The 24,373-nt window shown below is 73.4% G+C and carries 15 protein-coding genes; 7 read left to right on the forward strand and 8 right to left on the reverse strand.

The window, feature by feature from the left end:
* Positions 1-17: 17 nt before the first annotated feature.
* The 3 genes from SXIN_RS04685 to SXIN_RS04700 form a co-directional block, all read right to left on the reverse strand.
* On the reverse strand, positions 18-1,061 hold the full coding sequence (locus SXIN_RS04685) for a LacI family DNA-binding transcriptional regulator (protein ID WP_050930569.1): 1,044 nt from the start codon (positions 1,059-1,061) through the stop codon (positions 18-20).
* A 471-nt stretch (positions 1,062-1,532) separates the two neighbouring features.
* Positions 1,533-2,432, reverse strand: coding sequence for a hydrolase (locus SXIN_RS04695; protein ID WP_238153673.1), 900 nt, complete (start codon positions 2,430-2,432; stop codon positions 1,533-1,535).
* Positions 2,433-2,698: 266 nt separating this feature from the next.
* Positions 2,699-5,311, reverse strand: a complete 2,613-nt coding sequence (locus tag SXIN_RS04700) for a glycoside hydrolase family 48 protein (RefSeq protein WP_238153674.1) — start codon at positions 5,309-5,311, stop codon at positions 2,699-2,701.
* Between the two features lie 1,538 nt (positions 5,312-6,849).
* Between SXIN_RS04700 and SXIN_RS04710 the strand changes: the two genes are divergently transcribed.
* The 4 genes from SXIN_RS04710 (at position 6,850) to SXIN_RS04725 (ending at position 13,232) form a co-directional block, all read left to right on the forward strand.
* The gene (locus SXIN_RS04710) at positions 6,850-7,869 is read left to right on the forward strand and encodes a glycoside hydrolase family 6 protein (protein WP_019710805.1); all 1,020 of its coding nucleotides are present in this window, start codon (positions 6,850-6,852) and stop codon (positions 7,867-7,869) included.
* Positions 7,866-8,363, forward strand: a complete 498-nt coding sequence (locus SXIN_RS04715) for a DoxX family protein (RefSeq protein ID WP_050931035.1) — start codon at positions 7,866-7,868, stop codon at positions 8,361-8,363. The genes SXIN_RS04710 and SXIN_RS04715 overlap by 4 nt, the downstream gene beginning before the upstream one ends.
* Positions 8,364-9,101: 738 nt before the next feature.
* Positions 9,102-10,436 (forward strand): glycoside hydrolase family 6 protein, encoded by a 1,335-nt coding sequence (locus SXIN_RS04720; RefSeq protein WP_019710807.1) that lies wholly within the window; start codon positions 9,102-9,104, stop codon positions 10,434-10,436.
* 495 nt (positions 10,437-10,931) lie between these two features.
* The gene (locus SXIN_RS04725; protein WP_095756627.1) at positions 10,932-13,232 is read left to right on the forward strand and encodes an N-6 DNA methylase; all 2,301 of its coding nucleotides are present in this window, start codon (positions 10,932-10,934) and stop codon (positions 13,230-13,232) included.
* A 219-nt stretch (positions 13,233-13,451) separates the two neighbouring features.
* Here SXIN_RS04725 and SXIN_RS04730 read toward each other — a convergent pair whose 3' ends face one another.
* From SXIN_RS04730 to SXIN_RS04750, 5 genes are all read right to left on the reverse strand, one after another.
* A complete protein-coding gene (locus tag SXIN_RS04730) occupies positions 13,452-14,441 on the reverse strand; it encodes a carbohydrate ABC transporter permease (RefSeq protein ID WP_095756628.1) in 990 nt (329 codons plus the stop codon).
* On the reverse strand, positions 14,438-15,832 hold the full coding sequence (locus tag SXIN_RS04735; RefSeq protein ID WP_019710809.1) for an ABC transporter permease: 1,395 nt from the start codon (positions 15,830-15,832) through the stop codon (positions 14,438-14,440). The genes SXIN_RS04730 and SXIN_RS04735 overlap by 4 nt, the downstream gene beginning before the upstream one ends.
* 15 nt (positions 15,833-15,847) lie before the next feature.
* Positions 15,848-17,182 carry an ABC transporter substrate-binding protein gene (locus tag SXIN_RS04740; protein WP_019710810.1) on the reverse strand — a complete coding sequence of 445 codons (1,335 nt, stop codon included), beginning with the start codon at positions 17,180-17,182 and terminating at the stop codon, positions 15,848-15,850.
* Positions 17,179-18,834 carry a glycoside hydrolase family 13 protein gene (locus SXIN_RS04745; protein ID WP_019710811.1) on the reverse strand — a complete coding sequence of 552 codons (1,656 nt, stop codon included), beginning with the start codon at positions 18,832-18,834 and terminating at the stop codon, positions 17,179-17,181. Before SXIN_RS04745 ends, SXIN_RS04740 begins: the two co-directional genes overlap by 4 nt.
* A 240-nt stretch (positions 18,835-19,074) precedes the next feature.
* On the reverse strand, positions 19,075-20,352 hold the full coding sequence (locus tag SXIN_RS04750; RefSeq protein WP_019710812.1) for an ABC transporter substrate-binding protein: 1,278 nt from the start codon (positions 20,350-20,352) through the stop codon (positions 19,075-19,077).
* Between the two features lie 172 nt (positions 20,353-20,524).
* Between SXIN_RS04750 and SXIN_RS04755 the strand changes: the two genes are divergently transcribed.
* The 3 genes from SXIN_RS04755 to SXIN_RS04765 all read left to right on the forward strand — a co-directional run bounded on the left by SXIN_RS04755 (position 20,525) and on the right by SXIN_RS04765 (position 24,212).
* Positions 20,525-21,031, forward strand: coding sequence for a PadR family transcriptional regulator (locus SXIN_RS04755; RefSeq protein WP_019710813.1), 507 nt, complete (start codon positions 20,525-20,527; stop codon positions 21,029-21,031).
* Between the two features lie 140 nt (positions 21,032-21,171).
* On the forward strand, positions 21,172-21,897 hold the full coding sequence (locus SXIN_RS04760; protein ID WP_039823188.1) for an ABC transporter ATP-binding protein: 726 nt from the start codon (positions 21,172-21,174) through the stop codon (positions 21,895-21,897).
* A gap of 5 nt (positions 21,898-21,902) precedes the next feature.
* Positions 21,903-24,212: an ABC transporter permease gene (locus SXIN_RS04765; protein ID WP_095756629.1), complete on the forward strand. Its 2,310-nt coding sequence runs from the start codon at positions 21,903-21,905 to the stop codon at positions 24,210-24,212.
* The last annotated feature ends 161 nt before the right edge of the window (positions 24,213-24,373 follow it).

Consider the following 24,373-nt stretch of genomic DNA (forward strand, 5'->3'; position numbering starts at 1 on the left):
GCCGCCCCGGGGCCGGGTCAGGCCGACTCCCGGCGCACCAGCTCGGTCTGCAGCAGGATGGACGGCGGCAGGCCCGCCTCGCCGGAGAGCTGGGCGAGCAGGCGCCAGGTCATGGTGCGGCCGAACTCCTCGATCGGCTGCCGGACGGTGGTGAGCGGGGGCGAGGCGGTGGCCGCGATGTCGAGATTGTCGAAGCCGACGACCGCGACGTCCTCCGGGACGCGCCGCCCCGCGGCCTGCAGCGTCTGCAGGGCGCCGACGGCCATCAGGTCCGAGGCCGCGAAGACCGCGTCGAGGTCCGGGTGGGACTGAAGGAGCCGGCGCATCGCGGCCGCGCCGCCCTCGACCGTGAAGTCGCCGTGCGCGACCGCGTCGGTGGCGAAGCCCGTGCCGGCCATGCCGCGGCGCCAGCCGCTGAGCCGGTCCATGCCGACCGCCATGTCGGCCGGACCGGCGATGGTGGCCACCCTGGTCCGTCCGGTGTCGATGAGGTGACGGGCCGCCAGGCAGGCGCCGTTGAAGTTGTCCACGTCGACGTACGGGGCGTCGACCCTCACCAGCGGCCGGCCCCCGAGGACCACGGGCAGGCCCGCCTCGACCAGCAGGCTGGGCAGCGGGTCCTCGCCGTGCAGGCTGACGACGAGCGCGCCGTCGACGTGGCCGCCGCAGAGGTAGCGGGCGAAGCCGTCCTCGTCCTGCTCGTTGGTCATCAGCAGCACCAGCTGGAGCTGGCTGCCGGAGAGGCCGCTGTAGATGCCGCGCAGTACCCGGGCGAAGAAGGGGTCGCTGAGCACGAAGTTGCCGGGCTCGGACATCACGAGGGCGATGGAGCCCGTTCTCCTGGTCGCCAGGGACCGGGCGACCTGGTTGGCGCGGTAGCCCAGGACCTCGACCGCGTGGGCCACCTGCTCCCGGGCCTTCTCGCTGACGTAGGGCAGGCCGTTGATCGCCCGGGAAGCCGTGGCACGGGAGACCCCGGCGGCCCTGGCGACCTGTTCGAGAGTGGGGCTCGTGCTCGGGCCCGGCCGTCCCAGAGGCTGCGCCCCTGCTGATTCAGTCACCGGCTCTCCGCGTGTGGCAGTGTCGCGCGCCGCGCGCGGCGGTCCGCGCCGGGGACGGCGGCCCGGGCGGCGCGCCCGGTGCGGCCCGCGGGGTCCGCGGGGTGCGGGATTCCGCGGCTCCGCCGCGCGGGGGCGGGCCGTCGGGCGTCGCCGCGAACCCGCGGCAGGCCGCGGCCGGCCATGCCGGTTCGCTGCTTCGTGCTGGACACTCCCCCACCCCCACTGACGCCGTCCGATTCCGGTGACCGCCGGGCGACGCCTCGCCGGCAGCGCACTGGAAGCGCTTTCAGACTACCCACGGAACAGGAGGACCGCCAGGGAAGGGAGGGCTCCCCCGGTCCGCCGGCCGCGCGGGGCGGCCGGCTCCGGGAAGCCGCCGTGCGCGCCGCGGCCTCCCGGGCCCCGCACGTCACGCGGGGTCCGGGAGCACGGCGGAGGGTGCCGTCCGCGGATCCGTCCACGGGTCATGGGTCAGCAGCCGATCGGCGCGGTGCCGACCGCGATGTCGTCGTACCAGAGGGTGTCGGCGCCGTTGCCGTAGCTCTCCCAGCCGAGCCGCAGGTCGGTGAGGGAGGGGCGCCAGTCGGGCTTGTTGAGCCACTGCCGGTCGATGTCGTGGGTGGGCGTGCCGTCGATGACGAGGCCCTCGACGACCGAGCCGTTCACCCTGGTCTCCAGGGTGGAGCCCTCGATGCCGAACTCGACGCAGGTCCATTCGTTCACGGGCAGCGGCATGCTCTTGGACACCCCGACCGGGCTCTGCTCCGGCAGGGTCGCGTCGTCGGACTCGCGGTTCCACTGCAGGGCGCCGTTCTGACCGCCCATCCGCAGGTCCTTGCCGCCGTCGTTCGCGTCCTTCAGGGCCGCGAACGTCACATGGGCGGCGGGCAGCGCGGTGGTGTGCCGGACCCAGAAGCGGACGTGCAGCGAGGAGCTCCCGGCCACCTCGTCCAGCGGGGTCGAGGCGAACATGTGGTTGCAGTAGCCCTCCCCGCCGTCGATCCGGAGCGACTTGCTCCCGGTGTGCGCGGTGCCGGAGTCGACCGTCGCGGTGCCGGTGCCGGTGCAGTTGGCGGCCCCGGCGGTCCAGCGGCCGGAGGGAGCGGTACCGGTCTGCGACTCGAAGTCCTCGCAGAAGCCGGAGGCGTCGCAGGCGGCCGCGGGCCGGTCACCTGCGGACGGGCCCGCGGCGGAGGCGCTGCCCGTGGCGCCGGCGGCGGTGAGCGCCAGGACGGTCGCCGACGCGGCCAGGATCTGCCGGCGGCGGGTGGGGCGCGCGCTCCGCGGCGGTGCGGAGCCGGCGGGCGGGGGTACGGGGGAGTCCGGCAGGCCGGGTGACGAGGACGAGCGTGAAGTCGTAGGTGAGGACATGGGTCCCGACCCTCCTCGGTGAAAGGTGAGGTGGCGGCGGAGAGATCAGCGCCGCGGTGGGGGCCTCCCCAGGCCCCCACCGCGACGGGCGGTGATTCATCCACCGCGGGGCGGGCGCGCGCGGATCCGCTGGACGCCGCGGCGCGCGGGAGGAACGCATTGCCGCCGGCGTCGACGCGCCCGTGTGGTGTGTGGCGGCCGGGCCCCGGAGGGCCGGCCGGGTGGCCGCGGCGGGCCGGGCCGGAGCCCGGTCCGCCGCGTCCGGATCATCCGAACAGGGCGTCGTGCGCGGCGAACGCCGTGGCGATCTCCGTCTGGGCCCAGTAGCGGTGGTACGTGAACTCCGGCGCGGAGCCGCCGTTCAGGTACTGCTGCACCTTCGGGAAGTCGGGGTCGCTCTCGTAGAAGGAGCGGATCGACAGGAAGGTGGAGTCCGAGTTGATCTCGTCACCGTTGGGCATGGTGCCCGTCCAGCCGTTGGGGATGTAGAGCTTGTCCTCACCGGAGGTGACCTCGAACCGGTCGTAGTCCTTGCGGACCTCGGGGATCGCGATGCCCAGGTCGTCCTTGTGGGCGAGCATCCCGTCGAGCAGGCCCTCGCCGGCTTCCCTGGCCTCCGCGTCGCCCGAGCCGGCCGCGTAGTACAGCAGGGTCTTGGCGAACGAGGCCGCGACACCGACGTCGTTGGTGTGGTTCAGGACCTCGACGTGCAGACCGCTGTTGCTGCCCGGGTTGGAGGCGTTCCAGGTGTCGGGCTGGCCGCTCCACTCCAGGTCGGACGGGATCTGGTAGTTGCCCGTGCCGTCGATCGTGGAGTTCTCCAGGGCCCAGTCGACCCACTTGTCCATGATCTTCCCGGCGCGCTCGTCACCGGTCTCGGCGTACAGCTCGGCGGTGCGCTGCAGGCCCCAGACCTGGAAGCCGAACCACCGGTTCGACGGCGGGTCGTGCCAGACGGGCTGCCAGTCGTAGTACATGCCGTAGAAGGTGGAGGCGTTCGACGGCGGGCTGGCGTACTGGCCGTCCCAGCTGTTGGTGGCACCACCCGCGATGCCGCCCTCGGAGGACTGCAGCCACTGCAGGAACTCCAGCTGCCGGTCCAGGCTCTTGGCCCAGTCGGCCTGGCCCGAGGAGGACTTCGGCTTCATGTCCGGGTCCTCGGCCAGGGCGTAGGCGGCCATCGGGTTCTGGTAGCCCTGGTGGGCCGCGCCGTCACCGATGCGCCAGGCCCACGGGTACTGGGCGTCCTGGTTGGCGCCGCCCCAGGCGTAGTACCAGGACATCAGGTAGTGCGCGCTGTCCTTGCCGCTGCCCGCGGGGCAGGAGGGGCTGGTGCAGTTGCCGATCTTCTTGAAGTACTTGTCGAACATGGCGTAGCGCAGGTAGTCGCCCATCTTGACCGCGTTGTCGACCACGTCGGCGACCTCGCCGCCCTTGCCCTGCTCCTCGGCGTACTTCTTGGCCTGGTAGGCCACCTGCACCGCACGCGCGTCGGCGTCCGGGGCGTTGGTGTACTTCCACTGCTTGGCGTACTCGGCGTCGTCGGTGAACAGGTCGAGGAACCCGTTCTCACCGCCGTGGGCGAAGGTGTCGCAGGACGGCTGCGTCACCGTCTCCCAGACGGACTCCTGCGAGCCGCGCTGGAAGGTGTTGATGAACGCGGGCGCCGTCTCGCCGTCACCGCAGAAGCCGAAGCCGTACGTGTTGTCCACGTCCAGCAGCCAGTGCATGCCGTAGATCTCGTCGGTCCCGTAGGCCGACTTGAGCTCGCCGGCGATGGGGTCCTGGCCGACCGAAACCCCGGAGTCGAGCTTCGCCGGGTACTCGGTCGGGCTCGGGTGCTCGGGCGCGTAGGTGGCCGGGGAGCTGGCGTCGTAGGCGCCGTTGGTCGGCTGGTCCTCGGTGCCCGGGATGGCGAACTCCTCCAGCGACGCCCAGGCGTCGTTGAACGGGCCCCAGTCCTCGGTGATCCGGCCGTACTCCGACTCCAGCCACAGGTAGTAGCTGAACGCCTCGGACGTGGTCTCGTGGCCGTGGTCCGGCGCCTCGACGATCAGCGTCTCGATGGCGTGGTACGGCACCTTCAGCCCGTTGAAGGTGCGGTAGTAGCCGCTCGACGGGTCGTTGATCTTGTTGTACAGGTCGAGGAAGTCCTGCTGGTACTCCGAGGCCTGCGGCGAGATCTCCTGGACCGGTACGGTGCCGGCGTCGTGGCCCGCGGCGGTCGCCTTGAAGACGGCCTTGGCCAGGTCACCGGTGGTGTCCGCGGAGTTGACGGGCACCTGCTGGACGCGGTCCCAGTTCTCGGGGGTGAACGTCAGCTCCGACTTGGCCGCGCTGATGTCCTTGGTGCCGGAGGCGCGCTCCAGGGTCACCCGCACGTCCGAGGACGGCTTGGCGGACAGCTTGATGCCGACGGTCGTCTCCCCGCCCTGCTTCACCTGCCGCGCGACGGGAGAGGCGATCACGGCCGGCTTCTCCAGGACGTTGACCAGGGACGGGTGCGAGCCGGCCGGCTTGCCGTCCTTGTCGTACGCCTTGGCAGTGATGGAGTACTGGCCCTCGGGGGCATTCTTCCACTCGCCCTCGAACGGGGCCTTGGAGTCGGTGGCCAGCAGCTTGCTGTCCGCGTAGAACTCGACCTTGGCGACGTCCCCGGTGGTCTTCGCCTTCAGCGGCACGCCCTCGGGGGCCAGCGCGTAGTTGTCCGCGCCCGTCTCCGAGGAGGTGAGAGCGACGCCGATGGCCTGGGCCTCGGCGGATCCGGCGGCCTCGGAGGCGAAGGTCGTCCCCGGCACCACCCCCGCGACGAGAGCGGCGAGGGCGAGTCCTCCCGTGACCGGGCCGGGCCGTAGCCTGCGCCGTAGGTGTGATCTCATTGCCTGCTGGTTCCTCTCTGTCACATGGTGTGGGGCCATATGTGTGGGGCATGGAGGGGTGGTGCTGTCCGGCGTGGACGGGCGCGCCCGGTCGGGGTGTGCGCGTCACACGGTGGATCCGGCCCCGTGAGTGGGCTGTGCGGTGCGGTGCGGCCACTCACGGGGCCGGTGATCGTGGGGGCGGAACGGCCCGGGCACCGTGGGGTCGGGACGGCGCGGGCGGGCCGGACGGGTGGGGGTGTGCGGCTCGGGTCCGCGGTTCCTCGTACCGTGCCGTCGTCAACGGCTTCCCGGGAGCCTTACGCGGGTGGGGGGTGGTCAGCTCTCGGCACGGTGGACTGAAACCGCTTCCAGTGCCGGGACTGTAGCGGTCACGCCGGGCTCTGAAAACCCTTACTCGTCAGTCCAGTTGGACAAAGTAAGCGGCTGTGTTCGGCACCATGCCATTCACCAGCGCTTTTGTTGACACGGCGGCGGATGAATCGCCGCGAGAGCCGAAGTCTCTTCAACTCGCCTCTCTGACCTGCGGGTTGGCAAGTGGTTCGGACCGCTCCTATTGACAGGGCTACCGGCCGCGCTCACTCTAAGAGCGCTCCCAGGTCCTGACCGACGGAGCCGATCACCGGCCGGCCACCGCGCACCCCGTCGTCGGCGCGAGCCCAGTGATCGTCCCGGCACGGCGGCCCGGGACGGACGGAAGCGACTGCCCTGACCCGGCCTCCGTCCGGCCGACCGCACACCGGCCGCCGTGCCACCGCACCTCCCCGCACCGCGAGCTCCGCCCCCACCCGCACCGCCCGCCGCACCCCGCAAACAGCACCCCGCCGCACCACCCGCAAGCAGCACCCCCACCCGTACCGCCCCACCGCGAGCACGGAGGCTTGCAGATGAACCCCATCCGACAGCGGACGGGGGACGGACCGCCGCGCCGGCGGCCCTCGCCCCCCGTCGCGCTGACGGCTGCCGCGCCGGCCCGGACCGCCGCCGGGCCGGCCGGCGCGGGGCGCCGCCGCGGCGGGGAATCGCCGCCACGGTCCTCCCGGCCGCGCCGGGGAATCCCCGTGCGGCGGGAACCGTCCACCCCGAACTCCGGCACGGCCGACCCCCGCCCGGTCCGTGCCGGAACGGGCGGCCGGGCGGCGCGCACCCCGGCCCTCCGCGGCCGGACGCCGGTCACCGTCCCGGCGGGTGCCGCGCCGCCCGCGCCGTCCACCCCGCGGCCGCCGGCCTCCCAGCCGCGGCCGCCGCACACCCCCGCCCCGACCACCGCCCCCTCCGCGGACCGGCCCCGCACCCGGCCCGTGTCCGGCGCCCCGCGCCGCCACCCCCGTCCGCCGGACAGGCGCCGGACCCCCCGGCCCCTCACCCTCCGGCCCCCGCATCCCCCGGGAGGACTCCACCGACGCCAGCTCCCGCAGCCCACGTCCCGCCCCTGACGTGCCCGGAAGCGCTCCAGAACTCCCTCCTGGAAGCGCTTCCACCTCTCCGGGCCCCGGGCCGGGACCGCTTTCCACCCCACCCCCCATGGAGCTTCACCCATGAAGAAATCCTCCTGTGCGGCGGCCGGTGCGGCCACCCTGGCCGTCGCCGCCTTCCTGATACCGGCCCCCGCCGGCGCCTCCGAGGCCGGGCCGGCGGCCGACAGCACGTACTACGTGGACCCCGAGACCCAGTCCGCCAAGTGGGTCGCCGCGAACCCCGGTGACTCACGGGCGGCGGTGATCCGGGACCGGATCGCCTCCGTGGCACAGGGCCGCTGGTTCACCACGACCAACACCGGCGAGGTCCGTGCCGAGGTCGACGCCTTCGTCGGCGACGCCCAGAGCGCCGGGCAGATCCCGATCATGGTCGTCTACAACATGCCCAACCGCGACTGCGGCGGGGCGAGCAGCGGCGGAGCCGCCAACCACTCCGCATACCGGCAGTGGGTCGACGAGATCGCCGCCGGCCTGAACGGGCGTCCCGCCGCGATCATCATCGAACCCGATGTGCTGGCGCTGATGTCCAACTGCCAGGACGCCTCGCAGCAGCAGGCCACCCAGGAGTCGATGGCCTACGCGGGCAAGGCGCTCAAGGCCGGCTCCGCGGAGGCCAAGGTGTACTTCGACGCCGGCCACTCCCGCTGGCACTCCCCGCAGGAGATGGCCTCCCGGCTGGCCGCCTCGGACATCGTGAACAGCGCCGACGGCATCTCCAACAATGTGTCGAACTACAACCACACGGCCGACGAGGTCGCCTACAGCCAGGCCGTTCTCAACGCCATCGGCTCGAACGAGCTGACCGCCGTGGTCGACACCAGCCGCAACGGCAACGGCCCGGACGCCCGGGGCGAATGGTGCGACCCGCCCGGCCGGGCGATCGGCACCCCCACCACCGCCGACACCGGCCAGGACCGGATCGACGCCTATCTGTGGGTCAAGCTCCCCGGTGAGGCGGACGGCTGTGCCGCCGCGGCCGGGCAGTTCGTGCCGCAGCTCGCCTACGACATGGCCAACGCGGCGCCCGCCGCTTCCACCCCTTCTTCTTCCAGAACCGCTTCCGAGGACGGTGCACGATGAGTGAATCCCGAGTCAGCCCCGTGACGGTCGCGCCGGGCGGGAGAGGACTGACCGGTGCGCTGGACCGCAGCAGCGGCCATGTGCTGGGCCTTTTCCGGATCGTCGTCGGCTTCCTCTTCGCCTGCCACGGCGCCGCGACCCTCTTCAACATCCTCGGCGGTCCGCACGGCGGCGTGGTACCCGAGGTCGGGGCCTGGCCGAGCTGGTGGGCCGCGGCCATCCAGCTCGTCGGCGGCGGCCTGGTCATGCTGGGCGCCTGGACGCGCGTCGCGGCCACCCTCTGCTCCGGCTCCATGGCGTACGCCTATTTCGTCAGCCACCAGGGCGAGGCCCTGTTCCCGCTGCAGAACGGCGGCGAGGCCGCAGCGATGTTCTGCTGGGCCTTCCTGCTGATCGCCGTGCTCGGCCCCGGCAGGCTGGCTCTTGATTCGCTTTTCCGCCCGGCGGAGGAGCGGGAGCGGGAGCGCGACGGAAGGAATGCGCTCGCCGTGTGAATTCCATGCCATTGCACGGATCCGATCGGCCGGGATTCCCGCGCGTGAAGATCTCTTCGAGGCCCACCGCTTTTCGGTGACGTCATCCGGGTCAAGTCGCCGGAAAGCGGATTGCGGAAGCGCGGCGAATTCCGTCACCGGAAAGAAGCGGACCCGGTGAGCCGGGGCCCGCGGCCGGGCCGGGAACGACCGCCCGGCGCGTGCGCCGCACCGGGTCCGGGCGGCGGCCCGCACGGCCGCACGACACCGGTCGCCGCACTTGCGGAAGCCCTCGGATACCCGCTGGTCACAGTGCTTTCCTGAGTTCCCCGGGCGGGCCGGACGCCATGCCGTCCGGCCCGCCCGGGGCTCCCTCGATGCCCACCGGCCGCTGTCGTCCGCTGCCCGGCTCCGGGCCCCGCCGCACAGCGCTGTACGGAGTGCCGGGAAGCCCGCCGGCAAAGAGCGCACCGGCCGGTTCGTACCCCACTCACGCCATGGTGGTGCGGTGATGTTTCGTCCGTGCGGCGGTCATTGAAATTCCATGTGTCGGAGGTCTTCTCAGTTTCTTCCGCCACTGGTAGCGTCCTTCGTGTGGGAGCGCTCCCATTGAGCCGTCGGGCGCTTCCCGTTCCCCCACCGTCTCGCGTCGGCCAATGCGCCGCGAGATGACACCGAATAGGAGCTCAGATGACAACCGATTCCCCAGGCGGAATGCGAAAAACGCGCTTCCGTCGCGCCGTTACGGCAGTGAGCGCCATGGCGCTCGCCTCCGGTTTCATGATCGCCGCGGGGAACACGGCGAACGGTGACGAGGCGTCCTCCTCGGCGGCCGCGGCGCGCGTGGACAACCCCTACGAGGGCGCCCAGCTGTACGTGAACGAAGACTGGTCCCGGCAGGCGGCGGCGAGCGGCGGCCAGGCCATCGCCGACGAGCCGACCGCCGTATGGCTGGACCGCATCGAGGCGATCGACTCGGGCTCCGCGGGTGAGAACACCATGGGCCTGCGGGACCACCTCGACGCGGCCCTGGAGCAGGGTGCCAACGCCCTGCAGATGGTGACGTACAACCTCCCCGGCCGCGACTGCGCCGCGCTGGCCTCCAACGGCCAGCTCGGGCCGGAGGAGATCGACAAGTACAAGAGCGAGTTCATCGACCCGATCGCGGAGATCCTGTCGGACCCGAAGTACGCCGACATCCGGATCATCAACGTCGTCGAGATCGACTCGCTGCCCAACCTCATCACCAACGTCGGCAGCCGCGAGACGGCCACCCCCGAGTGCGACGTCATGAAGGCGAACGGCAACTACGTCAAGGGCGTCGGCTACGCGCTGGCCACCCTCGGCGACATCGAGAACGTCTACAACTACATCGACATCGGCCACCACGGGTGGATCGGCTGGGACGACAACTTCGGGCCCACCGCCGAGCTGCTGCACGAGGCGGCGACCACCGAGGGCGCCACCGTCGACGACGTCGCGGGCTTCGCCGCCAACACGGCGAACTACGGCGCCACCGAGGAGCCGTACTTCTCGATCGACGACTCCGTCGGCGGGAAGTCGATCCGCGAGGGCTCCAAGTGGGTCGACTGGAACCGCTACGTCGACGAGCTGTCCTTCTCGCAGGCGTTCCGTGAGGAAGCCGTCTCCGCCGGCTTCAACAGCGACGTCGGTGTCATCATCGACACCTCCCGCAACGGCTGGGGCGGCTCCGAGCGGCCCACCGGCCCGGGCTCGACCAGCGGCACCGCCGACGAGTACGTCGACTCCAGCCGCATCGACCGCCGTATCCACCTCGGCAACTGGTGCAACCAGGACGGCGCCGGCCTCGGCGAGCGTCCCACCGCCTCGCCCGCTCCGGGCATCGACGCCTACGCGTGGATCAAGCCCCCGGGCGAGTCGGACGGCTCCAGCAAGGAGATCGACAACGACGAGGGCAAGGGCTTCGACCGGATGTGCGACCCCACGTACGAGGGGAACCCGCGCAACCAGAACAACATGTCCGGTGCCAAGGCTGACGCCCCGGTCTCCGGCCACTGGTTCCAGGCCCAGTTCGAGGAGCTCATCGAGAACGCCTACCCGCCGGTCAACTGACCACGGTGACGCGTGAGCTGAGCACCGGAGCCGGGTGACCGCCCGACGGTGAACCCCGGTTCGAACGAACAGCCCCGAGGGGCCCGGTACGGCCGATACGGCCGCGCCGGGCCCCTCTTCGCGCGCCGGGGCCCCGGGAGGCCGGGGCCCGCACCGCCCGGGCGGCGGCGAGCGGGCCGGCGGCCGCCGGCCGGGACCGCCGGGCGGGCAAGCCGGTGAGCGGATCCTGCGGGCCCTCCGTATCCCTCTCCGCATCCTCTCCGCAGGCCCGGAGCAACCCGATCGCCGCCAGGTGCGTCTCCCACCCTTGGCCCCGCCCGTCACGGGCAGAGACCATTGGCCAAGAATAAAGCGGGGCAAACGTGAACTGAGTCAAGGACCCCGCTAGCACAGCGTTACGCTTTCGGTATACGGTGACGGCGGCTGGCAACCCGCCATCCCCCACCCCGGCCGCCGCGCCCGGGGCCCGCCGATCCCCATCCCGCCGGAGAGGCCATGCCCGACACCCCGGAACCCCATGTCTCGGTGACCCTGGCGGAGATCGCAAGGATCGCGGGTGTCGGCCGCGCCGCGGTGAGCAACTGGCGTCGCCGGCACAGCAGTTTCCCCCGCCCGGTGGGCGGCACCGACACCAGCCCCCAGTTCTCGCTCTCCCAGGTCGAGGAGTGGCTGCGCGCCCAGGGCAAGCTCGGTGCGGACGAGGGCGGCCGCGAGCGCCTCTGGCCGCGCTTCGAGGCGCTGGGCGACCGGGAGACGATGGGCCTGGCGATCGCCGCCGTCGGCGCCCGGGCGGGCCGCGCCGAGCCGGCCGCCGGACCCTCCCCCGTCCCCGAGGACGCCACCGGAACGCCGCGCGCGCCCTCCGGATCCGTCCGCCCGCCCGTGGACGCCGGGCTGTCCGAGGCGCAGGAGCAGGCCGTGGAACAGGCAGTGCGGGTGGCGGGCGAGGACGGCCTGGCGGAGACGTTCGGGTTCCTGCTCGGCCGCTGGCTCGGCACCCACGTACGGCAGATCACCACCACCCCCGAACCCCTGGCCGCGCTGATGACGGAGCTCGCCGAGCTGGTCGGCGGCGGGCCGGAGAGCGAGCGGGCCGCCGGCGGCCCCTGGACCGTACTGGACCCCGCGTGCGGCGTCGGCGGGCTGCTGACCGCCGCCGTCCTCCGGTGGGGCGCGCACGGCGAACTCCGGCTGTCCGGGCAGGACAGCGACCCCGTCCTCGTCGAGCTGGCCGCCGCCCGGCTGGCGCTCACCGATCCGCCCGAACCGCGGGCGGGCCGCCCGGGGGCCCGGCGCGGCAGGAAGCGTGCGGCCGCCGCCCCGCGCCCCGCGCGCACCACCGGTCTCCGGCCGGCGGACTCACTGCGGGAGGACGGCCCCGCCTTCCGCGGTGAGGCGGACGTGGTGCTGTGCAACCCACCGTTCAACGAACGCGACTGGGGGCACGCCGAACTCGCCACCGATCCCCGCTGGGTCTACGGTCACCCGCCGCGGACCGAGCCCGAACTGGCCTGGGTGCAGCACGCGTTGGCCTGCCTGCGGCCGGGCGGCACGGCGGTGCTGCTGCTGCCGCCCGCCGTCGCCTCCCGCCGGGCGGGCCGCCGCATCCGCGCGGCGCTGCTGCGCGCCGGGGCGCTGCGGGCCGTGATCGCCCTGCCGCCCGGTGCCGCGCCGCCGCACGGCGTGGCGCTGCATCTGTGGGTGCTCCGCTCTCCGGTCTCCCCCGCGGAGGCAGGCAGCGAGCTGCTGTTCGTCGACGCCGCACAGAGCCGTCCCGGCCGGGCGGCGGGCGCCGCGCCGCCCGCCGGTCCCGGCGCGGACGGGGCGGGCACGGCAACGGCGGCGGGCGCCGCGGGCAAGGCCGCCCTCGACTGGACGGTGCTGCGCGACACGGTGCTCACCGCCGTACGCGCCCACCGCGCCCCGGACCGCGGGGCCGCCGCCGGCGCCGATGTCCCGCCGGGCACCAAGACCGTTCCCGTCATCGACCTCCTCGACGAGCAGGTCGACCTGACCCCGGCCCGGCACGTACCGGTCGCGGCCCCGGTGGCGAGCCCGGGGCTCGGGGAGTCCTGGTCGGGTTTCGACGGCCTCCTGGACCGGCTGCGCGACACGGCGGCCGGGCTGTCCCCGCTCACGCTCGCCCCGGACGCCGGTGACGCACCGGGCAGCCAGGGGCCGACCACGGTCGGCGAACTCACCCGCGCCGGGGCGCTGACCGTCCACACCGGTCAGTCACCGGCGGACGGGGTGGTCCGGGACGCGGCTTCCGCGGCCGTCGACGGCTCGGTTCCGTACCTGACCGTGCAGCATCTCCTGCTCGGCAGCGCGCCGCACGGCCGGATCTCCCGCGCCGACGCGGCCAAGGGGCGCGAGACGGGCACGCTGACGGTGACCGAGCCGGCCGATGTCGTCGTCATCGGCTCCTCACGGGTCTTCGACGCCTGGGTGGACGACGGCGGCCCCACGGTCCTCGGCCCCCAGATCCACGCCCTCCGGGTTGATCCGTCGGTCCTCGACCCGTGGTTCCTCGCGGGCTGCCTGCGCGCCCCGGCCAACGCCCGGCAGGCGGGCACCCACGCCTCCGCCACCTCGCGGATCGACGTGCGGCGCCTGCAGATCCCTCGCCTGCCGCTGGCGGAACAGCGGCGCTACGGCGAGGTCTTCCGCCGCCTCGCCTCCTTCGACGGCCTGCTGCGCGAGACCCGCGCCCTGGGCACGGAGCTGACCCGCACCCTGAGCGACGGCCTCGCCGCGGGCCGCCTCACGGTGGAGGACCGGGGGCACGAGGGCTGAGCCGGGGCGGGGCCGGTTTCCCGTGGCGGCGCCGCCACGACGATGAACCCCCGAGCGCTCATCGGCGTGGCGGCGCCGTGTCGGTGGGCGGGCGGCGAGGCGGGTGGGGCCTCGCGTCCGCACGGACGCCGCAGCGTGGTGGCGGCGGGCCCGGCGAACGGGCCGCCGGGTCGTGTACGGGCCGGCCGGGCGCGGGTACCGGGCCCGTACGGCCGTCCGTCACTTCACCGAACCGGCCATGACGCCCTGGACGAAGTGCCGCTGGAAGGCGAAGAAGACGGCCACCGGGATGATCAGTGACAGGAACGCGCCGGGTGCCAGGACGCCGATGTTGCTGCCGAACTGCCGCATCTGCGACTGCAGGGCGACCGTCAGCGGCTGGGACCCGCTGTCGGCGAAGATCAGCGCCACCAGCATGTCGTTCCACACCCACAGGAACTGGAAGATGCCCAGGGAGGCGATCGCCGGGCGGCCCAGGGGCAGCACGAGCCGGGTGAAGATCCGCCACTCGCCGCCGCCGTCCATGCGGGCGGCTTCCAGCATCTCCCGGGGGATCTCCGCGAAGTAGTTGCGCAGCAGGAAGACCGCGAACGGGAGTCCGTAGGCGACGTGGAAGAGGATCACGCCCGGGATGGTGCCGAAGAGGCCGAGCGCTCCGAACATCTTGGCCACCGGCAGCAGTCCCACCTGGACGGGGACGACGAGCATGGCCACGACCACCAGGAAGACCCAGTCGCGGCCGGGGAACTCCAGCCAGGCGAAGGCGTATCCGGCGAGGGCGGCCACCACGATCACCGTGACGGTCGCGGGCACGGAGATCAGTACCGTGTTCCAGAAGGCGTCCACGATGCCCGAGTCCCGCAGCAGGGCCGTGTATCCGTCCAGGGAGAGCCGGCCGGGGTCGGCGAAGGCGGTCCACCAGCCGCTGGAGGTGTTGTCCTCCTCGGGCCGGAGGGAGGCGACGAGCAGCCCCGCGACGGGGGTCAGCCACACCAGCCCGATGACGGCCAGGAGGACCTGCACCAGGCCGCCCCGGGTCCGCCCGGCCAGCCGGGAGACGAGACCCGGCCGCGGCGGGCCGCCGGTTCCGGCCGGGCCGGCGGCGCGGGCCCGGGCCCGCCGGGCGGAGGGGGAGCCGGGCCGGGGTGCGGTCCCGGGGACGGCGGAGTCCGGTGCGGAGCCGGGGGTGACGGTTCCCTGGACGGTCATGGCTGGCTCCTGCGGAAGCGTCGGATGTTGAAGATCATGGCCGGGGTGACGGTGAGCAGCAGCAGGACGCCAAGCGCGCTGCCGAGGCCCTGGTCGTTGCCGCCGCCGAAGGACACCAGCCACATCTGCATGGCGAGCACGCTCGCCTCCTGCTGCACGGGGCCCGGGGCGATGATGTAGACGAGGTCGAAGACCTTCATCACGTTGATCACCAGGGTCACGAAGACCACGGCCAGGACCGGGGCGAGCAGGGGCACGGTGATCCGGCGGAAGATCTGCCACTCCCCCGCGCCGTCCATCCGGGCGGCCTCCAGGACGTCCCGGGGCATCGCGGAGAGCCCGGCGGCGATCAGCACCATCGCGAATCCCGTCCAGATCCACAGATAGGCGCCGATGATCGCCGGGGTGATCAGCGCGGGCCCGAGCCAGGCGACGCCTCCGTACGGTTCGGCGAAGTTCTTCGCGGGCAGCCGGAGTTCGTAGCCGCCCGGCGCGAGGCCGGTGAAGCGGTAGGAGCCGTCGGCGGCCGTGGTGGCCGTTCCCGCCACCTCGCCGTCCCGGACCGCCTCGACGGTCATCCCCGGCAGTCCGCGTTCGGCCGGGTCCACCCGGTCCGGCTCGCCGCCCCCGCCCGGGGTGAAGTCGATCCAGACCACGCCGCGCAGTTCGTCCCCGGCCGCCGGGGCCGCCGCGGCGGTCCGGGCCGGTTCCGCGTCCGCGGGCAGGTCCCCCGGCGGGACGCCGACGAGGGGCAGGTTCAGGACGCCGCCGGGCGACACCGTCTCCGCGGAGCGGTACGAGCCGTCGGGCCGCTTCTCGAGGATCTCACCGTCCCGGGCCCGGGCCGTGGGGTAGCCGGTGCTCTCCTCGAAGACGTCGTGCACGCCGACCGCCACCGCGTTGAGCACGCCGCGCTGCGGGTCCTGTTCGTAGACGACGCGGAAGATGATGCCCGCGGCGAGGAAGGAGATCGCCATGGGCATGAACATCAGCAGTTTGAAGGCGGTGGCCCAGCGGATCTTCTCGGTCAGCACGGCGAGGACGAGGCCGAGGCCGGTCAGCAGCGCCGGGGCGACCACCACCCAGACCGTGCTGTTGCGGATGGCCGTCAGGGTGGCCGGGTCGCGGAACATCTCCGCGTAGTTGTCCGCGCCGACGAAGCGGCTCCCGGAGGCGTCGAAGAGGCTCCGGCCGATGGTGAAGAGGATCGGGTAGGCGACAAGCGCGCCCAGCAGGAGCAGCGCGGGCAGCAGGAAGAGGACGGCGGTGAGCCGCCTGCGCCGGGCGGCGCGCCGTCGCCCGGGGGGCACGGCGCCGTCCGCCTTCCGGAGCGGCGCCGTGCCTTCGGTGGTGCCGGGTGCCGCGGCACCCGGCGGGGAGGTGACCGACATGGGGGGTCTCAGTCCTCAGTCCTTGTAGGCCTTGGCCGCGGCGGCCTCGAGCTTCGCCGCCGTCGCCTTCGGGTCGGAGGGGTCGCGGAGGAAGTCCTGCAGCAGCTTCCACTCGCCGACTCCGGCGGTGCCGCCGAAGGCGGCCGGGGCCTGGTCGGACATGTCGAAGCGCACCGCGTCGCCGGCCTCGACCAGGGAGACGGCGATCTCGCGGGTCGTCTCGTCCCGGTACGCCTCGGGCTCGAGGGACTCGTTGGGCGAGATGAAGCCTCCCTCCGCCGCCCAGATCTCCGCGGCTTCGGGCGTGGCCAGGAACTCCACGAGCTGCTGGGCTGCCTTCGGGTTCTTGCCGGCCTTGAGCACGGCGGCCGCGTCCCCGCCGCCCACCACCGGCGGCTTGCCGTCACCGACGGCCGGGAAGGGGAAGAACTTGGCGTCCTCGCCGACCTTCTTCTTGTGGTCGCCGGCGACGATGCCGCCGACGAAGTCGCCCTCGTAGACCATGCCCGCCTCGGGCTCGTTGCCGAAGACCTGCTCGACGGACTCGGGGAAGTCGGTGCGCAGCGCGCCGGCGCCGCCGCCGGCGACGAGGTTCTTGTCCGCGAACAGTTCGCCGAGTGTGGTCAGGGCCTCGACGACGCTGGGGTGGGTCCAGGGGATCTCGTGGGCGGCGAGCTTGTCGTAGTTCTCGGGCCCGGCCTGGGAGAGGTAGATGTTCTCGAACCAGTCGGTGAGCGTCCAGCCGTCCTGGCCCGCGACGGCGAAGGCGGGCATACCGGACTCGGAGAGGGTCTTCCCGGTCTCCAGCATCCGGTCGTAGCTCTCGGGCGGTTCGACGCCGGCCTGCTCGAAGGCGCCGGGGCTGTACCAGACGGTCGACTTGTTGGAGGCCTTGAAGTACAGGCCGTAGTACGTGCCGTTGACGGTGCCGTAGTCGCGCCAGACCGGCGCGAAGTGGATGCCGGCCTTCTGGTAGGTCCGGGCGGACAGCTTCTGGAGCCAGCCCTTGTCGGCGAACTGCTGGAGCACGCCCGGCTGGGGGACCATCACCACGTCGGGGGCGTTGCCGCCCTCGATCTTCGTGCCGATGAAGGTGGAGAGGCTGTCGCCGGTGGGGACGAAGCGGGTCTCGGCGCCGGTCTTCTCGGAGAAGGCGTCCAGCACCTTCTGGAAGTTCTTCTGCTCGGTGCCGGTCCACACGCCGGCGACCGTGACCGTCTCGCCCCGGAGCTTCCCGGAGCCGGAGCCGGAGTCCGCGGAGGTGCCGCCGCCGCAGGCGGTCGCGGTGAGGGCGAGGCCGAGCACCGCGGTGCCTGCCGCCGTGCGCCGCCGTCTCGTGGTGTGCTTCATCGGGTGGTTCCCTTCGTGGAGAGATCGCTGATCCACCAGGCGGTGGTCGAGCCGGGGAGGATTCCGGCGGGGCAGTCCCCGCTGGCGAGCAGCGGGGTGCCGGGGACGGGCGCCGGTACGGGGTGGAGGCCGAAGTTGACCGCGCACACCAGGCCGTCGCCGCGGACGAAGGCGAGAACCTCCGGCGGGGTCTCCAGCCAGCGCAGGCCGTCCTGGCGCAACTGGGGCAGGGTGCGGCGCAGTTGGAGTCCGTCGCGGTAGAGGTGCCAGAACGAGCGGGTGTCGGCGAGCGCCCGGTCGGTGGCGTGTTCCGCGAACCACTGGGGCTGCGGCAGCCACGGGCTGGCCGCGCCCTCGCCGGTGGTGAAGCCGAACGGGGAGGCGTGGCCCGACCAGGGCAGCGGTACCCGGCAGCCGTCGCGGACCCGGCGGCGGCTGCCGGTGCGGCGGAAGATGGGGTCGGTGAGCACCTCGTCGGGCAGGTCGACGACCTCGGGCAGTCCGAGTTCCTCGCCCTGGTAGACGTAGGCGGCGCCGGGCAGGGCGAGCATCAGCAGGGCGGCGGCGCGGGCGCGGGCCGGGCCGACGGTGGTGTTCTCGCCGGCGTAGCGGGTGACGGTCCGCACCTGGTCGTGGTTGTTGAGCACCCAGGTGACGGTGGAGCCGGTGCCGGCGATGTCGGTGAGGGCCTCGCCGATGGTCTTCCGGAAGGCGTCGACGTCCCAGGCGGCGCTCAGCAGGTCGAAGAAGAACGCCTGGTGCAGTTCGTCGGGGCGTACGTAGCGCGCGTGCTCGCGGGCCGTGGGTACGGACACCTCGCCGACGAGGAGCCGGTCGAGCCCGTCGCGGGCGGTGTACTCCTCGCAGACCGCGCGCCAGTCGCGCCACACCTGGTGGACCTCCGGCTGGTTCCAGGCGAGGGGGTTGACCGAGTCGCGGGCGCGTTCGTCGGCCTCCGGGTCCGGGGAGTCGGGGAGTCCGGGGTGTTTGAAGAGGCCGGCGGCGACGTCGATGCGGAAGCCGTCCACGCCGCGGTCGAGCCAGAAGCGCAGGATCTGTTCAAAGGACCGGCCGGTCTCCGGGTTGCGCCAGTTGAGGTCGGGCTGCTCGGGGGTGAAGAGGTGGAGGTACCACTGGCCGGGCCGGCCGTCGGGTTCGGTGACGCGGGACCAGGCCGGCCCGCCGAACATGGCGCGCCAGTTGTTGGGCGGCAGTTCGCCCCGCTCCCCGCGCCCGTCGGCGAAGTGGAAGCGGGCGCGGTCCGGGCCGCCGGGCTCGTCGGCCAGGGCGGCGCGGAACCACGGGTGCTCGCTGGAGCAGTGGTTCGGGACGATGTCGATGACGACCTTGAGGCCGAGCCGGTGGGCGTCGCCGACGAGGCGGTCGAACTCGGCGAGGTCCCCGAAGGTCTCGTCGACGCCGCAGTAGTCCGCCACGTCGTAGCCGTGGTCGTGGTGCGGCGAGGGGTAGAACGGGCTGAGCCAGATGCCGTCCACACCGAGCTTCTTGAGGTACGGCAGCCCGGCGCGGACGCCGGTGAGGTCCCCGATGCCGTCCCCGGTGCTGTCGAGGAAGCTGCGGACGTAGATCTGGTAGATCACGGCGTCCCGCCACCAGTGCGCGGTGGTGGTCGGTGTGGTGGTGGTGAGCATCGCTGACACCTGTTCGCTCGGTCGCTCGGCAGTGCTGCGGCCGCGCTGTTACGGCGCCGCTGCTATGCATGCATGTTATGTAGCGATGACGAACAGGTGTCAACGAGTGTGCAGCACAAAGCACCGAAGGCTGGGGGGATTCACGCCGCTATGTCCCAGAAAACACGGCAGGCCGTTACCTAACAGGTAAGTAGAAGAGGGTCTCCCGGAGAACCCGGGAGAACAGCGCGGGGCAGGCCGTCAGCCCCTGCGGACGATCGCCCGGAGCTCCCGCTCCAGACGCGCCACCCCGGACGCGGGCGTCTCCCGCTGCGCCATCACGTCGTGCACCACGGCCTGGACCGCCAGGTTCACCTGCTCGTAGCGCGGGCTCTTCGGCCGCGGCTTCGCGGCCAGCACGCTCTCCCGGAGCGTCGGCAGATACGGGAACCGCCGCACCAGCCCGGGGTCCTCGTACAGCTCCGCCCACACGGGCGGCAGCGCGCCCTCGGTGAGCACCCGCCGCTGGACCGTCTCACTGGTCAGATAGGCCAGCAGGTCCGCGGCCGACTCCCGGTGCCGGGAGCGGGCGTTGACCGCGAGGTTGGAGCCGCCGAGAATGCCCGCGGCGGGACCGTCCCGGCCGGGCAGCGGAACCACGCCGAACTTGCCCGCCACCTTCGAATCCGCACCGCCGGCCAGCGCGTGGACGTACGGCCAGTTGCGGAGGAAGAGCAGCCGGCCCTCCTGGAAGGACCGCCGGGACTCCTCCTCCTTGTAGGTGAGGGCCTCATCCGGGATCCATCCCTCCCGCACCCCGTCCGCCAGGAACTCCAGGGCCTCCCGCGCCTCGGGGGAGCCGACCGTGACACGGGTGCCCTCGCCGGCCAGGATCGAGCCGCCGGCGGACTGCACCGCCTCGGCGGCGTTGACCGTGAGCCCCTCGTACGGCAGGAACTGCCCGGCGTAGCCGTCCAGACCGTGCTCCGGGGCCACCGTGCGCGCCAGCCGCTCCAGCTCGTCCCAGGTGCGCGGCGGCTTCTCGCCCGCCCGCTCCAGGACGTCCTTGCGGTAGTAGAGCAAGCCCGCGTTGGTGACATACGGCAGCGCGTGCAGCCGCCCGCCGAAGGTGGCGGTGTCGACCACGGGCGGCAGGAAGCGCTTGACGGGGAAGCGGTCGGCGTTCAGCGGGGCGATCCAGCCGGCCGCGGCGAACTCGGACGTCCAGGCGACGTCGATGTTGAGGACGTCGTAGCGGTCGCTGCCGGAGCGCAGGCTCGTGGACATCTGGGCCCGCACCTCGTCGGCCGCCTCGGGCAGTTCGACGAGCGTGACCTTCTCGCGCGGGTGCGCGCGGTTCCAGTCCGCCAGAACGCCCCGCAGATAGCCGGTGAGGTCGCCGCCCGTCACCAGCGTCAGAGGGCCGCGGCCTCCGGAGCCGGCGGTCCGTTCCCCCGCCCCGGCCTGCGGGCCCGCGTAGCCGGCGAGGATCACCGCGGCGGCGAGGAGCCCCCTACCCGCGGCCCGCGTCCACCGCATAGGTTCCTCCTTGGCACTCGGCGCCGGCGGCCCGCCCGGCGCCCAAGGCCCCTGTATACCCGTTGGGCATACGGGATACTAGGGGTCGCGACAATGTGCTGGGGCGATCGGGCTCACAGCCGGAGCCGGCCCCCCAACAAGCAGGTAGGGCCGGGGAAGGAGGCGGGAGTCCGTGCGTCTGCCCCTCCTGGCACTCCTGGCGAAGGGGCCCGCCCACGGATACGAGCTCAAGCAGGCTCTTGAGAAGCTTCTGGGCGCCGCGTACCCTCAGCCGAACATCGGGCAGATCTACGTCACTCTCGGCAGGCTGGAGAAAACGGGACTGATCGAGGGCGAGGACGTCGCCCAGACGGCACGGCCGAACAAGCGCATCTACCGGCTCACGCCCGCGGGGCGGGAGGCGGTGGCCGCCTGGTTCGAGGAGCCGACCGCCGAGCCCCGGGTGCGGGACGAGTTCTTCATGAAGCTCGCCCTGGCTCCCGACTCGGGGGTGGCCGACCAGATCGCCCTGATCAACAAGCAGCGCCGCCACTACCTCAACACCATGCGCGATCTGTCGAAGCTGGCCGCGGCCGAGGACCGGGACAACCGCGTGGCTCAGCTGCTCATCGAGGGCGCGATGCTGCACCTGCAGGCGGATCTCGACTGGTTGGAGCGTTGTCAGGAGGAGCTGGAGTGAGCCGCGAGAACCACGAGACGGCTCCCGCCGGGACCGGCGGGACGGGCCCGGCCCGGGAGCCGGGTGCGGACGCCGCCGGGGGGACGTCCCGCGCCAGTGACGGTTCCGGTGCCAGCGGTGACGGGCCGGGGGCTCCCCTCCTGCGCGCGGAGGGCCTGGTCAAGACCCACCGCGCGGACGGCGCCCCGGTGCGGGCCGTCCGCGGCGTCGACCTGAGCGTGGGCCGCGGCGAGTTCCTGGCGGTCACCGGCCCCTCCGGCGCGGGGAAGTCCACCCTGCTCCACCTCCTGGGCGGACTCGACCGGCCGGACGAGGGACGCATCTGGCTCGACGGCCGCCGGGTGGACGGCTACAGCGAGGCCCGCTGGGCGGTGCTCCGCCGCCGCGGCGTCGGCATCGTCTTCCAGTTCTTCAACCTGGTCTCCCATCTCACGGTGGCCGACAACGTCGAACTTCCGGCGCTGCTCGCGGGCCGCTCCCCCAAGGAGGCCCGGGAGAGCCGCGCCGGACTCCTCGCCGACCTCGGCCTGGACGGCAAGGAGAACAGCACGCCCGGCGAGCTGTCCGGCGGCGAGCAGCAGCGCGTGGCCCTCGCCCGCGCCCTCGTCAACCACCCGGACGTGCTGCTCGCCGACGAACCCGCCGGCAGCCTCGACAGCAAGGGCACCCGCGAGGTGCTGCGGCTGCTCTCCCGCTTCCACGCGCGCGGCCAGACCATCGTGCTCGTCACCCACGACGCCCGGATGGCGAGCGCCGCGGACCGGGTGATCAGCCTCTTCGACGGCCGGATCGCGGACGACGCCGTGCTCGGCGGCGGCGCCCCGCGCACCGGCGGCGTGTCCGGCGTGCTCGAACTGAAGGGCTGAACGGAATGCGTGCCACGGTGCGCTGGGTGCGCGCCGATCTCCGGGTGCACCGCGGGGAGGCGCTGTTCCTGGTGCTCGCCACGGCCGGGATCATCGCCTCGCTGCTGCTCGCGGGCGCCTTCCTCACCTACGCCGCCAACCCCTGGCAGCGGGTCTTCACCCAGTCGTCCGGCGCGCATGTGTGGATCCACACCAAGGCGTCGGCCGACGCGGGAACGCTGGCCGGGCTCGACGGTGTCCGGGCCTCCTCCGGGCCGTTCCCCACGGCGGGCGTCACCGCCGAGCTGGGGGGCGACCGGGCGGCGGTGCGGCTGCGCGCCGCCGGGGCCGGGCCGCCGGCGGTCGGCCGTCCCCTGCCCGTCTCCGGACGGTGGCTCGGCCCCGGCACCCCGGACGGCGTCGTCCTGGAGAGCTCGGTGGCCCGCGCCCTGTGGGCCGAGCCGGGTGACGCGCTGCGGGTCCGGGGCCCGGACGGCACCGTCCGCCGGCTGCGGGTGGTGGGCGTCGCCGACAGCGCGGAGCCGTGGTACGCCCCGGGTGAGAACCCCGGCACCGGCTGGGTGCTCCCCGCGGCCCTGGAGCGCCTCGCTCCGGAGGAGGACCGCCGCGGCCTCGCGGTGGGTCTGCGGCTGGACGACCCGGAGGACACCGACTTCGCCGTCCAGCAGGCCGTCACCGCGCTCGGCGCCGACCAGATCGCCGAGGTGTCCACCTGGAAGCAGGCGCGGGCCGAGGCCGTCGGCGGCGACCGGCTCCTCGGGCTGCTGCTGGGCGCGTTCGGGATCGGCGCGCTGCTGGCCGCGGCCATGGCGGTCGCGGGCGCGGTCGGCACCCGGGTCCACGGCCATCTGCGGGACATCTCCGTCCTCAAAGCCATCGGTTTCACCCCGGCGCAGCTCGTCCGGATGTTCCTGGCCGAGCATCTCGCCCTGGCGCTGGCCGGGGTGGCCGCCGGGGCCCTCCTCACGGAACTGCTCGGCCCGCACCTGCCCGGCCGGACCGGGGAGGCGATGCGGCTGTGGCGGGAACTCCCCGAGCACACCTGGGTCCCCCTGGTGACCGCGGCGGGCGCCGTGCTCCTCATCGCCGCCACCACGGCGTCCGCGGCCTGGCGGGCGGGGCGGGTCCCGCCCGTGCCCGTGGCGCGCGCGGCGGTCCCGGCGGGCCGCCGGATGTCGGGCACGGCCCGGCGCGCCCTCGGCCTGCGGCTGCCGCCGGCTCTGGTGCTGGGCTGGCGGGGGGCGTTCCACCGGCCCGGGCGGTCGGCCGCCGCCGTCGCACGGCTGGCCGTACCGCTGCTGCTGATCACCGTGGCGCTGAGCGCGTGGAGCACCCTCGACCGGTTCGAGAGCCGGCCGGAGGAGGTCGGTCTGGCGGCCTCCCTCGTCGTGCGCGGGGACGGGATGGACGACCGGGAACTGCGGCGGCGGCTGGCCGCCGAGGAGGGGGTGGCCGCGGCGCTCCCGGGTGCGGAGGCCGAGGCGCTCGTCCCGGGCCAGACCGGCACGATCACCTTGCGCGGGCTGGGCACGGCGGCCCAGCCGTACCCGTTCTCCGTCGCCGAGGGCCGGGCGCCGCGGGGTCCGGACGAGGCCGTGGCCGGGCAGGGGCTCCTCGACCTGCTGCACGTGGACGTCGGCGACTGGGTCCGCATGACCGTCGGCGGCCGCCCGCAGGTGCTCCACCTGGTCGGCCGCACCATCGAGCCGGAGGACGGCGGGCGGGTGGTCTCCACCTCCCTCGACACCCTCCGGGAGGGCGGCGCCGCGGACGGGCCGGGCTTCTACCGGCTGGTGCCGGCGGAGGGCGCCGACCCGGCGGCTGTCGGCGCCCGGCTGTCCCGGGACGCCGACGGCGGGCTCGACGTACGGGAGACCGCCAATCCGGCGGACCGGTTGTCGTCCGTGCGGGGCGTGATCGTGGGGCTGGTCGCGGTGCTGGCGCTGATCGGTCTCGCGGAGCTGTCGACGACGATCGCCGCGGGGGTGCGGGAGCGCCGCCGCGACCTGCTGGCGCTCAAGGCCATCGGTCTGACGCCTCGTCAGATCATCGCGGTGATCGTGGCGGGCACCGGCTTCACCGCCCTGGCCGCCACCGCGGCCGGCATCCTCCTCGGCGCCCCGGCCGCCGGCTGGCTGATCGACCTCCAGGGCGCCTCCTCCGGTATCGGCGCGGGCATCGCCCAACCGCCCTCACCGGCCGCGCTGGCGCTGATGGGCACCGCCGTGGTGGCCGGGGCGATCGCCGTCTCGGTGCCGCCCGCCGCCCGCGCCGTGCGCCGGCGCATGGCGGACTCGCTCAGCGACACCCTCTGAGGCGCCGGGGGCTTGCGATCGCACGCGCCGGACGGGCCCGTTGAGAAGTTGGGCGAGGAAGGTCTTTCACGGCGTGCCTCCGGCGTGGGGGTGCGGTTGGCCAGGGGCCGGCTTCCCCGCGCCGCTGGGGCCCGTCACCGCGCCCGCGCATCCGGAACGGT

It is taken from the genome of Streptomyces xinghaiensis S187 (assembly GCF_000220705.2).
Classification (GTDB): Bacteria; Actinomycetota; Actinomycetes; order Streptomycetales; family Streptomycetaceae; genus Streptomyces; species Streptomyces xinghaiensis.